This is a genomic window from Acinetobacter sp. 1207_04, assembly GCF_052850415.1.
On the sequence record NZ_VXCQ01000007.1, the window covers coordinates 25,955 to 38,991 of the forward strand.

A 13,037-nucleotide genomic window follows, 5' to 3' on the forward strand; every position below is an offset into this window, starting at 1 on the left:
CTAACTGCATCGGATCATTGGCTTTTTTTAGACTATTCTGCAGAGTTAAGGGCGTAGACGAGATTGAATATTAGAACGAATGTCTGCCACAGAGACTCCATTTGCGTTTAATTGAGATTTTACCTCATTGAAAATATCATGTGTTTTAGATTCATCAGAAATTGTTAATATGATAGTAAAAGGAATTGGTTCAATTATTTCATAGCCAGCTCGAAAGCCAGGTTCAATAACCAATCTACAAGCGGATGAGTTTCCTTCGTTTTCAAATTTTTGTTCAATTTTTCTAACAGGACACCATTTTGAACCATGTTTAATTCTGACTTTTTCTTCTACGCAAAAACCAGAACCTGCACTTTTTAATATATTACCAAAAGTGTATTTTTGATTTTTAGGGCTAAATTTCTCCTGTCTTAGCCATACATCCAGTGTGTGTAATATGAACTCTGCGCCATTTAGTCTATCAATGCCTGGTGAGTAAATAAGAGTAATATTTAAATCACCATCAATTCCTCCTTTTTCATTCATGAGACTCTGTGGCCAGGAAAAATCAAATATCAGTTTTTGATTTTTTGCTACTTCACTTTCAAAAACCATTGTAATTTCATGATCGGATGTTTCGAGAGAGGTGCTTGCTTTCTGCGGGATGCCGAAACCTAGGAAATCATTACCTACGACCTTCATGTTGTCTTTATTTGACCATTCGGGTTTGATAGCATGATGGATTAAAAGAGCCTTTAAGGTTTCTGATTTGGTATAGTTTGGAATTGCATGATTTAGATTGGCTAAAGTTTTTGCTACTAATGGCGCAGCATAACTGGTGCCACAACCATGTGCTAAATTTCCATTTGGGTCTATAGATGCTAGATTGTGGGGAGTAGCATATGACCCACCAATATGAACCAAGTCTGGTTTTTGACCAAAAGATACGCCAGGCCCACGACGGGTATATTGGCTTGGCCGTAAATTTTTAGAAGATCTTTCAGGATCTATAGCCCCAACAGAAATAGATTGTATGCTTTCAGCTGGCTGGTATACGCGATCTTGTCCTTGATGTCTGTATTCTGCCAGCATTTTTAAAGTATCTGTGGAATTCTCTGGCCATTCATCACGCATAATACTTGGATTTAAATTTCCAGCGGAGAGGACAAAAATCACATCATGTTTTTTGCTGAGGTTATCTATTATATTTGCAAAAATACTATAGCGATTATCTTCTACGCAATTTAATAGATTTAAACTCATGTTGAAAATTCTAACTCCATTTGCTTTAGCTTCTGGAATTAATTCATCTAATAATTGAAGTAAATCAATAAATCCTTTGGGGTAATAATCTTCAAAGTCATTAGTTGTTGGAAGTAAATCAAGATCATATATTTTGCAGTTATTTTCATCTAAAAGGGATTCATTATTAAAATGTTTAGAGCCTACTATTAAACCGCCAATAAATGTACCATGAGATAAATCTTGCTGCGATCTTGTGAGGAAATCTGCTCTACCAGCAACCCAATCCTCAATAATAGGGTTGTCAGTTATCCCTGTGTCTATTACACCAATAACAGGGTAGCTCTTACCCTCTAATGGACTAGGCAACTCGGCATTTAAGGTGGTTTGAGAAATATTTTGGGATGATTGTACAATTGGTGGTAGGAAGATTGTTCGTATTACTGGTGAGTCTTCTAGTGTTTTTAACAATTGTTTGTGTTTTCTTATATTCTCAATATCTGTGATATTACTAAATTTTAGAATAATAAAAATAGAATTTAGCCAAGATTCAGCAATATAAGAAATTTTTACATCAGGGTATATTTGTTGAACTCTTTCAATACAAGTGCTTAAGGATTTACGTTCGGCTGTTGTTTGATTATTAAAGTCGATAAAAGTTTCAATATAATAAGAATGTCCAGTTCCTGTTTTTGCTAACCATTCAATAGATTGATTTATTGTAAAATTTCTTTTATCAGCACTATCGTATAGTCTTATTTCATCAATAACACTAACTTCACTTCTCAATACAGATACCTTTGCTTTTAATTTTCCATCTTTTTTTTCAAAAATCGTTTCTTCTGGTGCTCGGGAGATAATCTCACGTATATTCTCCAGCTCATCCACGGTTAGCTCTACGATAATATCACCGAGTTGATTACCCCCCATCACGTTTTGAACGTTTTTTTCACTAAAAAGCTGGGTTGTTGGTCTATGTGATTTTGCCCACCCTGCATCATGTAGCGTAATATTCGTATAAACGAGTTGCTCATTTTTAAATTTTGATTTCTCAATAATATTTGAAATAGAGTTATCTAATTTTTCTTTATGTTTAACAAAGTCACTATCCCTTCCTTCAAAAAAATCAGTATTACTTCCTCCAGGAAGTCTTTTTATTGTTTGAACAAAATTTTTTGAGTTTAAAATTATTTGAACTGGATTACTCATTATGGACCCTCTATAAATTATTTCTTCAATAAACGGCTGATATTAGGTTGTTTGGTATTTAGTAACTCAGCTATTTCTATTTGAGTTAATTGAAAAACAGTACTGTGTTTTAAAAACTTTACTAGGTGTTCTTCATCTGAATTTAAATTTTTAACAATTTCGATATTTGTTAAATTGGCATTTAAGTTAATAAATTCTTTTATTGCATTAATGAAATCAAAATTATTTTTAGTAATAACTCGCTTTCTATTTATAAATCCTATCAGTTTAGATAAGTCAGATCCACTATAGTTATCTGTCATTGAAGCCAAAAAATTTAATTGTAAATAAGATAAAGCTGTAGTGTTATTTGTCAAATTTACAAGAATTTGTTTTCTAACGTTAAGAGATGGTTTTGGTACTTCAATTCTTAAATCGAATCTTCTCCAAATTGCAGGATCAAGTAGTGATTCGTGATTTGTGATAGCGATTGTATAGCCAATTTTACTTCTCTCATCTAAACATTGAAGTAAGGTATTCACTACTCTTTTTAATTCACCTAATTCATTTGGATCATCTCGAAGTTTTGCAATTGCATCAAATTCATCTAGAAGCAAAATGCATTTATATCGATTTACAAAGTTAAAAAGATTGGCAATATTTCTAGCAGTGGTCCCTAAGAAAGAAGAAAGTAAGCCATCTAGTTTTGCAACAACTAGGGGTAGTTCTTGTTGAGATGCAAGATAAGTTGCTAAATGGGTTTTTCCTGTGCCTGGTAAGCCAAACAACATTACGGAATAGGCTGGACTAATACCATTTTTTTGCAAATCATCAGCATTTCGCCACTCTTCCTGTAAATAGCTAATACTCTTCTCAAGATTTTCTTCAAAGGTTGGCTTATCATATTGATTATTTTGGAAAAAAATAATGTCTGCTAGATAGCTTCCTGACTCTTTATCAACAGGAGGTTTAACATTCGGAGAAAGGATTTCGCCACTAAGTGCTAATTTAGAAAGCGTAACTCTACTAGGTTTTAGCTCCGTTTCAATACTATGATTGTCAATAATTTCTTTAAGAATATTGGCTTGTTCCATGTGGTTATCTTTTTCTAATGCTTTTATTAGCTTTTTTATGTGGTTGATTAAAGCATTAGAAGGGCTTTTCATGCTTGAACGACAGATTGCCGAAACAGTTGAAAAATATTCCATGATAAGTCCTGAATACGATTTAAGTAATTTTGAATATTTTATACATTTTATTTGTTAATGAAAGGCATTATTTGCATATTTTTATTAATTTTGTGCATAAAAAATACTTTTTCTTGATTTTTATATTTAATCTCAGGTTTGACTGCTTTTTTGAATTTGATTTTTTAACATCCTTATATAACCTAATCAACTTATCATCACCTATTCAAGGTAATGGGTTTCCCCAACCATTCAGAGGTTGAAGGCTGTAAGTACATGTTATAATTTTCCATGAGATGTGTTTTAAAGTACTGCGTCGGGTTCGCAGTTTTAATAATTTTTAATCACCCAAAAAGCTGAATCCGTTTAAATTTTTTGTTCGCTTTAATCTGGCTTTTATAAAATTTATCTTTATCTGCTGAATCAGAAAACTCTTTGAATGTACTTGCTTCTAAAAGTCTATAAATAAACTTTTCACCGGTCTTTAGCACCACAGTTAATAAGAGGTGCTGGTAGAACACACGGCTGATTTTACGGGAATTAACTTCAATTATTTGCATATCGTGATTCCCTTCCCGAAATTGCATCGGGTTCGAAGATTATAAAACCATTGAAGCCCAACAAAGGGCTACCACCACACACAGCACCCCTAGTTGTATGTAGTCAAATTTATTCATACAGCCGAATACCTTTCTAAAAACTCATCTATCCATCCCTGTGCCAACTCAAGATTGATTATATCGGCTAGTTTTAGATTGGTTTCTTCTCCTTCATTAAAGCCTTCAATAATGGCCTCAAAGATATTTGCTTCACTAATGGCTTCATTTGCCATTTCCGCAGCGTCATAGCTCTGTTTGGCTTTTTTAAGTGACGTTATTTGCTTATCAATTACTGCACCAATTTTACCTAACGCCAACTTAAATTCTTGACGATTAATAGTTAGTGTTGTTTTAGATTTATTAAGAGTTGCAATCATAATGTTCTCTTTTAAGAAAATTTAATTACCCAGCTCGCCAAATTTGGCGTCCTATTACTTTGAAATTTTTACCATTTTCTTCTGTAACTATCTTATCTCTATATTTTTCATTAAGGCTATGGAGTATTAGAGAACCATCAGCTTCTTTAAATATCTGTTTGATCATGCCTTCACCTGCTAAATACACAGCATAAATCTCGCCATCTATAATATCTGTTTGGGCTAAATTAATTCCCACCATGTCACCATCTTTAATGAATTCAGCCATGCTGTCGCCTTTAGCTTTAATGATTTTCATTGAATTTTCAGTGACATTTTTTGCTTTTAAGAACGAAGGTGGGAAGGGTATTTTCCCATTTATAGCATCGAAGTGAAACTCTATAGATTCGCCCACACCACAAGAAAAATTAGCTTCAACAACATCTATCCAAACAAATTCATTGTCAGATCCATGTTCAACAATTGTTGGTTTGATTAAGTCTTTTTCTTCAAAAGTATCATCATCACCGCCTGTGGTAAGCCAATAAGGATCAACACCAAGGAACTGAGCAATCATTGGGAGAAATGCTGATTTCTGGTTTCTTCCTGATTCAAGTGCTTGATATGCAGGTTGAGATATTTTGACAGCTTCAGCAACTTCTGCTTGCGTCTTACCGGCTTTCTTCCGGGATTCTTTTAAACGGTCTTTAAGAGCCATGACAACCACCAAATTTCTTTAAGTAAATATATAACCTTAGTTATAAGTAATCAAATAACTATAGCTATTGACTATCGATAACTGTAGTTATAATATTGGTTATATTTTGCAGGGATATAACCATGACTGAATCAATAAATAATAAATTCCAAATGCTTGTAGCCCACTTTGGTGGACAAGAAAACACAGCCAAAGCTCTTGCTGTTAAACAACCTGCAGTATCCGGTTGGGTTCGTGGCACTAAAAAAATGTCTGAACTTGTAGCTATTCGTGCGCAAGTTGCCACAAAGGGTGAATTTAAAGCAGTTGAACTCTGTCCATCTTTAAAAGGGAGTTTTGAGCAATTAACTGCTTAACCAATTATCACTCGGTCAATGTTTTAAATAAACGTGAAAGAAAACAAGGATTTCACAAATGGAAATTAATTTAAGCCGTGAAGCTCAGAATGCAATCTGGCAAATGATCAGCAAGACACCTGGTTTTACTCCCAAGGATATAGCTCAAGTGGTCGGGGATTCACATAACACTATTTGCAATTACGCAAATATCAACATGCCTAACCATTTACCAAGTTTAAAAAAACTCGAAGCCATTCTTTATTACACACAAAACCCTGCCTTATTAAAGATTTGGGCGCATGAACTTGGTTTTGCATTGGTGCCTGTGACTTGTGACCGTAGTAAGCATCATGAGTTATCAATTTTTGAAGCGATGATGCAACACAATATTAAGTCAGGAAAGGCGAACAAGGTTGTTTATGAGGCGTATGAGGATGGTGTCATTACACCACAAGAATATGAAGAAATTCACCAACTCACACAGAACTTAGTTGAATTGGCGACAGCTGTAGAGCAAGCAGCTTTAAAGCAAATGAAAAAATATACATCAGGGTCTGAAATAGAAAAAGCCTGATGGATGAGATCAGGCTTTTAGTAATTCAAAACTTCAGAGGGCATTGAATATGAAATCAAATATACCAAAACATCCATGCGCTAACAAGTGCACAGATTTTAAAGAAGAGCAGTGTAATACCTGTTTAATTCCCTCGAATTCGACGGAATTAGAATTAACTAGTAATGACTTTTTAGTTGGTGATGTGGTTGTACTCACGGACTATTGCATAAGTTTTAAATCAAATGATTTATTTGAAGTTCAAAACAAGACATTGAGTCGATTATGGTCAATAAAATCTAACAATCATTTAATTTTGGCTTCATCAAAAGAAATCCGTTCAGCGACTCTCGCAGAACTTCAAGCCAACCGCCGTTTAACCGAAGCTGAACAAGCTTTAGCGGAGGTTTCATGAATAGTCAATTTCAAAGACAGCCTGAGTTTAAACAACAGCAAAGTGTGCAGTCATTCTATGAACCTGCATTGCGTGTGTTGAACGAAGTTTATGAAATCAAAAGGGTAAACCTCGAACGTCGTGGCTACAACAAAGACAACGCTGCAGTAACCAAAGAAGAGCTGGCTCAGAAGATGGCGTACAGATTCAAAATCACTATTTGGTTAGCACATCAAGTTATTACGAGTTTGATTAAGACTCAAACGATAGAAGCATTTGGCGGGTATGTGAAGCCGATAGTGGAGGGTGCTAAGTGAATCATTTTAGTACCGGTCATGACGTTGTCGATCAAATTGGGAATACGCATTTTGAGGGAAATATCATCCCTGCACATTGGTATCAAATTTTCAAAATGAGCAACGGGAAACCTGATTTAAATGCCATTATTTTGCTCTCAGAAGTCATCTATTGGCATCGTCCAACAGTGGTGCGAGATGAGTACACTGGTCAAATCGTGCGCGCAAAAAAGAAGTTCAAAGCAGACCTTTTGCAACGCTCATATCAAAGTTTTTCGGATCAATTTGGCTTCTCAAAACTGCAAGTTAAAGAGGCTTTTGATCGTCTTGAGGAATATGGGGTAATCAAACGCCATTTTCGTACAATTGAGGCTAACAATCAGAAATATAACAATGTTTTATTTCTTGAGCTAATTACCCCTGTGCTTTTTGAAATGACCACCCTCCCCACTTCAAAAGAGGGAGGCTCCCCATTTCAAAAGGTAGACCCTCCCCATTTCAAACAGGGGACAAATACAGAGACTACTACAGAGATTACTACAGATATAAACACACAAGAGAATTCACCTGAAAATTCGGTTGATGAAGTTTTAAATCTTTGGGTCCCTGATTTACATTCTCTGAATTCTTGGTTGCAACGCTCTGGTGAACAACCAATGACTCAAGATCAGGTTGACCAAGTATTACTTGAGGTGAACTCACATTACTCACCACGCTTGAAATCAGGATTGGTGACTGACACCCAAATGTATTCAAATTTTGTGAAGTGGATTAAGCGCAAACCAACAGCGAAAAAATCAACACGAGCTGATAACAAAAAGAATCAACCAACCAACCGCCACGTCAACGACGCATGGGGTGAGATAAAACACCATGCACCTGCAACCGATATTGATTGTGGAGATTTGATATGAACACTCATTTTTATGGATTTGATATCCAATCTTCAAATCAGATTTGCCCGATACACAAAACCGAAATGTTGAAACTAGGTGGTCACATCAACTGCAAACAATGTTCGATTGATTCAGTTGCTCAAAGTCAAAAAGAACATGCTCATGCTGTGAATACCATGGTTCGTAAAAAACACTTTGAAGGCGCTCAGATCCCAAGTCGACATGCTGATAGCGGTTTTGGAAATTACATGGTGCAGAACAACGGACAGCAACACGCTAAAGCACAATGTGCTTCATTCGTGAAAGATTTTAATTCAGGCGTTAAGCGTAATTTGATCATGGTTGGTCGTACAGGCACAGGTAAAACCCATTTGGCTTGCGCTTCGGCTAGAAACATCCTTGACAAGGGGAAATACGCTCGTTACGTCACTTCTGAAGATATGGCGAATGAGATAGCTAATGCCTGGACAAAAGCCGATGACAGCGAAGCAGGTGCGATTTACCGCTTTACGGATGTGGACTTATTAATTCTTGATGAGTACGGATTACATGATCGTTTTGAGAATCGACTACAACTTGTACACAAGGTTTTATATGCACGTTATGACGCATGTAAACCAACCATGTTGATTTCAAATATGACCAGGGATGAATTAGTAATGGATTTGGGGGATCGTTTGTGGTCACGCTTTCAACATGATGGCTTGACTGTAGTTGAGTGCAATTGGGCTGATTCTCGAACAGGTGGTACAGCATGAACGAAATTCTAAATCAACGCATTCAATCAGTTCGAATTGGAAAGGATATCACGCATGCACAACAAGTGGCCAAGCGTCATTTACGTGAAGATCTAGAAACAGAAATGGAAAAGTTCTTAGCGCGTGGCGGTGTGGTTAAGCAGGCTGTAAATCTAGTTGATGAAGTGAAGCACGGCACAAATACCCAGTATACCAAGCGCGGTTGTCGTTGTGAGATATGTCTGGCATGGGCGTTAGAGAAGGGTGTAATTAAAACAACGACTTTAAGGGTGACAGCATGAAAACAATTCCTTGTGAACAGGATTTACTTAGCCTTGATCCCAATACCTATGCAGAAGCAATGGCACGTTGTCAAAACGCTGCACAGGATTGTCCCGAAGCAGGTCATTGCAAGTATGAAGGCGAGTGCTTTAACCATCTCACACACGCTGAAGCAGTAGAGCGATTGGAGATCGTTGAGAAAGAACTTGAAGAATATAAGTGCAAATGGTCAAAGCTAAACAGTAAGCACATTCATTTGCTTTCAAGTCTGAAACTATCAATAAGCGATGCTGTTCAGAAACAAAATCAAGAATATGCATTCGCATATCGTTCTTGCTTAGCAATGTTGGAGAGAGTTCTTTGAGTAGTATTTCTCTTGCTGAATACAAAAAGCTCTACGCACCGAAGAAGCAAGTTAAACGCCGTACCACGGTTAAAGCAGAGCGGACTGTCAGCGAGGGTGAGGCAAAGTTATCTCAGCAATTGAAAGCATACAAGATCGGATTTGAGCAGGAGTTTAGATTCGATCCAAAACGTAAATGGAGAGCTGATTTCCACCTGGTAGGTAAAATGATTTTGATCGAGGTTGAAGGTGGAATTTGGAGTAATGGGAGGCATACAAGGGCAAAGGGATATTTAGGGGATATGGAGAAATATAACTCAGCTCAATTGTTGGGTTATTCAGTGTATCGGTATAGCACTGAGCAGGTTAAAAGTGGTTTGGCGATTGAAGAAATTAGACGGTTAGGGTGATGGGATGAATGCGATGGTTAAAGTGATGGATTGGTCTAAGTTCACAGCTGAAGAATGGTTTAAGCAGTACGGGGCATATATTCAGACCTGTCGCATGAAATCAGGGAATGAGCCTGACAGCTTAGGTGTGAATCAGATCTATTGGTTGATCTGTGAAAACAACAAAGGGATGGCACCACGTAAGAATCAATTGATTTGTGATATTGATGATTTTGAAGCTGATGAAGTGCGAAAACTGATTATTGATTTAAAATACTCAAGTCGTATTTGTGATTCAGCAAAAGCAGCAGTAAATCTTTTCATTGAGAAAAATGTAAGAGGGATGTCTTTGCGTCAAATGGCTGCTCAGTTTTGTTTGGGGCGCACATCACTTGATGCGATGCTATATGCAGGTAAGTTTTATTTAGCAGGACACGATAAAAGATTGCGACTTGAATAACTTGCATGTACGGACAGGATATGGCATATTTCTGCTATAGTGGACGAAGTTATGGTAATCCACACAGTTTAGTTTTCCATGCCTACTTCTAGAAAGTGGGTATTTTTTTGCTCATCGAAAAGGTGTGACTTATTATACTAATTGGCATGTTGCAGATAACTTAAATATCATTAAAATGCCGCAGCCATTTCGAGGGATAGCTAATGTGGAATTTTATTAAAAGCTTTAACAACTTAAATACTTATTTATTTCTTTCGGTAGTATTACTTGGTGCGGTGATAGGACTTTTTTTACTGAATTCGAAGATGTGAAAAGGCGCTTAGGTATCTTTTATTAAAATTTTAGATATTCCTTATTTTTATTAAAAAGTGGTGTTATTGGTATAATTCAAAGCAACATAATCCTTAATCAGCGCAAAAGATAAAGGCTAAAGCCTCACATGAATGTGGGGCTTTTTTATTGCCTGAAATTTATTAAAAGGTGCTTGTGACATGCACAAGTAATATGATTGGGAGATTTATCATGCCAGCATATGCATAAGGGTAGTACGCCACCCAAGGGCGATTTTGATTTGTGACGCTGCTATACGAGTTTGGTATATCAGCTATAAGCGCAAACGGTGGGATGCAGAAACCAGCCGTATAAATCGGTTTGAATCCAATGTGATTTCGTCACACATTGAGTTAGCCTCAGAGCCATAAATTGTGGTGACTCCCGACCAAAGAAGATGAAAGACACAAAGCAGATCAATAGCTAACTTTGAGAAGTTTATTGTGTTGAGTAGCGGTAGATCAGTTGCCGAGCTGATTAATATCGTAATCTAAGGCAAGGATGTGGCAGATCACCATGTCCTTTTTTATTGCGCCATTAGCTCAGTTGGATAGAGCATCCGCCTTCTAAGTGGATGGTCACAGGTTCAAGTCCTGTATGGCGCGCCAGACATTTAACAACTGAATAGTTATCTTTTTTATTGATTAATGTTGGGTTGTTTTGTTATTTTGTAATATTATGCCAATTAAATCACACTTAAAATCGGTTATTTTAGTAATATAAATAGCTTCCTTATGAAGCACATTTAATTTTTATAGTCTGCTACCTTCCCCAAGGCGCAGGCTTTTTTTATGACCGAAATTTAATTATGACGAATCTGTCATTTTTAGACCTTTCGACTTTGATATCTTCAAAGTGGTGTATTTATACCTAATTGGATTAACGTTTAACTCTGATGTAAGGAGAATAATTTGCTTCAATTTTTAAAATGTTTATTTGGTTTACATGGTGTGACTGAAACTCACTATTGTAATGATGGGGATGTGGAAGTTTGTAGAAACTGTCTTAAAGTGAGAAATATTAAATAATTTGCTGAACGTATTACGGCACATAAAACCCCGTCGCATTCTAGATGTTGACGGGGTTTTCTTTTCTTATAGGTGGTGAATATGGGTATAGTCAAAGCAAAATGGAACATTGAAAGATACGAAATCTAAATCACCAAATGGCAGGCATTGTCACGTGGATTGATGTCACGTAATGATATAATGCTTGTTGGCAAGAAGATTAAGCAATTAAAAAAATGGTCGAAGAATCTAAGGAATATGCTAAATACGTGATTTAATTAAGTCCAAAATTATATTTTTAATGTGATCGAGTATTGTAATTATTGGTATATCATGCATTTGGTTTTAATAATTAAGGATTTTGTAATATGAGTATTTGGATTGCCGATAAAGATAAGTATGGTGAATATCAGTTCGATGAAAGAATTTGGCCGAATTGGTATACACCAGAAACCATCAACGTCTCCCATCTCGTGTATTACCGCAATATAATTAAAAATTCAAATATTACTTATTACCTATACGCATCTACAGAATTAAATACTAAAGATTTAGAAGAACTTAAAAGGGATTGGTTGAGTTTTTGTGTACCGGAATAAGAAAATTTATTGCAACCACCTTCGGGTGGTTTTTTAATGGGTGAAATATATGGATGCTGACAGCTATTTTTGGAAAACGAAGAAACGTCCACTTAAAACAAAACCAAGAACTAAGCCACTACCTAAAGCAAAAGAAAAATATTTAGAAGCCGAGGAAGGTTTATTTCAAGAATTAGAAGAAAATTTAATTGGCTATGAGCGTAAGTTTCAATTCGAACCAACGAAGAATTGGAGGTTTGATTTTCATATCGTTAAGTTGCGACTTCTTATTGAAATAGCAGGTAGTCCTTGGGCTGTGGGTCGTGGTGGAAAAAAGATAGCAAATGCATTTAATAAATATGATTTGGCTGAAGATATGGGCTACACATTTCTACGTTTTGAACCTCATCAAATTGAATCAGGTTATGCGATTAATTGGATTCAAAGTCAGTTAAAGAGATTAGAAGATGGAACAGATCAGACCATTTCCACCGACAGAACTGATTGATCAGGCAGAGGAAGAAGAAACAATACGCCTTGCGCCCGCCGTGGATCTAAAAGAATGGGTAGTTAAGAATTGGCTAACTATTGGTGGGGCGCTTCATAACCCTGATCATGATCACATTGCTGAGTTACTTCACGATGATGAAACCTTTTTAGCATTTGCATGGGCATCATCTGCATGTATGGCCAAAAAGCGTATGGTCTTAGGTCAATGTGAAAAGGTCATGTTTAACCAAGGTGGATGGAAGAAAGCTCGACAAGAGCAGCAGATGCGCGATTGGTTTGGATTTGTGCCGGTCTACCTTATTACGATTGATGCAAGTTATTGTGAAAATACGACTGATCGTGAATTTTGCAGACTCATCGAGCATGAGCTTTATCACATCGGCGTAGAACGTGATGAAGATGGTGAACCAATCTATAGCGATCATACAGGTCTGCCTAAGCATTACTTGGCAGGTCACGACGTGGAAGTATTCTTCGGTGAGACTAAACGATGGGGCGCAGATGAATCGGTTAAGCGACTTATTGAAATTGCGAAGAATGCGCCGTTTGTATCAGAAACTAATATTTCAGCGTGTTGTGGAACGTGTGTGATTAATTGAGCCTAAGGGTTCTTTTTTTTGCCTATTTTGTTTTACGTAGTTTTACAAAGAGGTAA

At 36.5% G+C, this 13,037-nt stretch carries 18 protein-coding genes and 1 tRNA gene; 14 read left to right on the forward strand and 5 right to left on the reverse strand.

Translation table 11 applies throughout. From position 1 onward, the window contains the following. Positions 1-45: 45 nt before the first annotated feature. The 5 genes from FW754_RS07695 to FW754_RS07715 all read right to left on the reverse strand — a co-directional run bounded on the left by FW754_RS07695 (position 46) and on the right by FW754_RS07715 (position 5,269). The gene (locus FW754_RS07695; RefSeq protein WP_446324276.1) at positions 46-2,430 is read right to left on the reverse strand and encodes a S8 family peptidase; all 2,385 of its coding nucleotides are present in this window, start codon (positions 2,428-2,430) and stop codon (positions 46-48) included. A gap of 17 nt (positions 2,431-2,447) precedes the next feature. Continuing rightward, on the reverse strand, positions 2,448-3,617 hold the full coding sequence (locus FW754_RS07700) for an AAA family ATPase (protein ID WP_446324277.1): 1,170 nt from the start codon (positions 3,615-3,617) through the stop codon (positions 2,448-2,450). A 323-nt stretch (positions 3,618-3,940) separates the two neighbouring features. Beyond that, positions 3,941-4,156 carry a hypothetical protein gene (locus FW754_RS07705; protein ID WP_446324278.1) on the reverse strand — a complete coding sequence of 72 codons (216 nt, stop codon included), beginning with the start codon at positions 4,154-4,156 and terminating at the stop codon, positions 3,941-3,943. A gap of 113 nt (positions 4,157-4,269) precedes the next feature. Then, positions 4,270-4,572, reverse strand: a complete 303-nt coding sequence (locus FW754_RS07710) for a hypothetical protein (RefSeq protein ID WP_446324279.1) — start codon at positions 4,570-4,572, stop codon at positions 4,270-4,272. 25 nt (positions 4,573-4,597) lie between these two features. Beyond that, positions 4,598-5,269, reverse strand: a complete 672-nt coding sequence (locus tag FW754_RS07715; protein WP_446324280.1) for an XRE family transcriptional regulator — start codon at positions 5,267-5,269, stop codon at positions 4,598-4,600. A 122-nt stretch (positions 5,270-5,391) separates the two neighbouring features. On the opposite strand from FW754_RS07715, the gene FW754_RS07720 reads away from it, so the two are divergent. The 14 genes from FW754_RS07720 to FW754_RS07785 all read left to right on the forward strand — a co-directional run bounded on the left by FW754_RS07720 (position 5,392) and on the right by FW754_RS07785 (position 12,981). Continuing rightward, the gene (locus FW754_RS07720) at positions 5,392-5,625 is read left to right on the forward strand and encodes a Cro/CI family transcriptional regulator (RefSeq protein ID WP_446324281.1); all 234 of its coding nucleotides are present in this window, start codon (positions 5,392-5,394) and stop codon (positions 5,623-5,625) included. A 58-nt stretch (positions 5,626-5,683) separates the two neighbouring features. Beyond that, positions 5,684-6,181: a phage regulatory CII family protein gene (locus FW754_RS07725; protein WP_409512473.1), complete on the forward strand. Its 498-nt coding sequence runs from the start codon at positions 5,684-5,686 to the stop codon at positions 6,179-6,181. A gap of 49 nt (positions 6,182-6,230) precedes the next feature. Beyond that, positions 6,231-6,575 carry a hypothetical protein gene (locus tag FW754_RS07730; RefSeq protein ID WP_446324282.1) on the forward strand — a complete coding sequence of 115 codons (345 nt, stop codon included), beginning with the start codon at positions 6,231-6,233 and terminating at the stop codon, positions 6,573-6,575. Further along, on the forward strand, positions 6,572-6,871 hold the full coding sequence (locus tag FW754_RS07735; RefSeq protein ID WP_446324283.1) for a hypothetical protein: 300 nt from the start codon (positions 6,572-6,574) through the stop codon (positions 6,869-6,871). The genes FW754_RS07730 and FW754_RS07735 overlap by 4 nt, the downstream gene beginning before the upstream one ends. Beyond that, positions 6,868-7,764, forward strand: a complete 897-nt coding sequence (locus tag FW754_RS07740) for a hypothetical protein (RefSeq protein ID WP_446324284.1) — start codon at positions 6,868-6,870, stop codon at positions 7,762-7,764. The genes FW754_RS07735 and FW754_RS07740 overlap by 4 nt, the downstream gene beginning before the upstream one ends. Continuing rightward, the gene (locus tag FW754_RS07745; protein WP_446324285.1) at positions 7,761-8,504 is read left to right on the forward strand and encodes an ATP-binding protein; all 744 of its coding nucleotides are present in this window, start codon (positions 7,761-7,763) and stop codon (positions 8,502-8,504) included. Before FW754_RS07740 ends, FW754_RS07745 begins: the two co-directional genes overlap by 4 nt. Before the next feature lie 65 nt (positions 8,505-8,569). Continuing rightward, complete coding sequence (locus FW754_RS07750) at positions 8,570-8,785, forward strand: hypothetical protein (protein ID WP_446324286.1); 216 nt, start codon at positions 8,570-8,572, stop codon at positions 8,783-8,785. Continuing rightward, entirely contained in the window at positions 8,782-9,129 is a 348-nt protein-coding gene (locus FW754_RS07755; protein WP_446324287.1) for a hypothetical protein, read from the forward strand. The genes FW754_RS07750 and FW754_RS07755 overlap by 4 nt, the downstream gene beginning before the upstream one ends. Then, positions 9,126-9,518 carry a hypothetical protein gene (locus FW754_RS07760; RefSeq protein WP_446324288.1) on the forward strand — a complete coding sequence of 131 codons (393 nt, stop codon included), beginning with the start codon at positions 9,126-9,128 and terminating at the stop codon, positions 9,516-9,518. The genes FW754_RS07755 and FW754_RS07760 overlap by 4 nt, the downstream gene beginning before the upstream one ends. 4 nt (positions 9,519-9,522) lie before the next feature. Beyond that, entirely contained in the window at positions 9,523-9,957 is a 435-nt protein-coding gene (locus FW754_RS07765) for a hypothetical protein (RefSeq protein WP_446324289.1), read from the forward strand. A gap of 861 nt (positions 9,958-10,818) precedes the next feature. Further along, a tRNA-Arg gene (locus tag FW754_RS07770) sits at positions 10,819-10,895 on the forward strand. A gap of 767 nt (positions 10,896-11,662) precedes the next feature. Beyond that, positions 11,663-11,893 (forward strand): hypothetical protein, encoded by a 231-nt coding sequence (locus tag FW754_RS07775; RefSeq protein ID WP_446324290.1) that lies wholly within the window; start codon positions 11,663-11,665, stop codon positions 11,891-11,893. Between the two features lie 49 nt (positions 11,894-11,942). Then, entirely contained in the window at positions 11,943-12,380 is a 438-nt protein-coding gene (locus FW754_RS07780) for a hypothetical protein (protein WP_446324291.1), read from the forward strand. Continuing rightward, positions 12,340-12,981, forward strand: coding sequence for a putative metallopeptidase (locus FW754_RS07785; protein WP_446324292.1), 642 nt, complete (start codon positions 12,340-12,342; stop codon positions 12,979-12,981). The genes FW754_RS07780 and FW754_RS07785 overlap by 41 nt, the downstream gene beginning before the upstream one ends. The last annotated feature ends 56 nt before the right edge of the window (positions 12,982-13,037 follow it).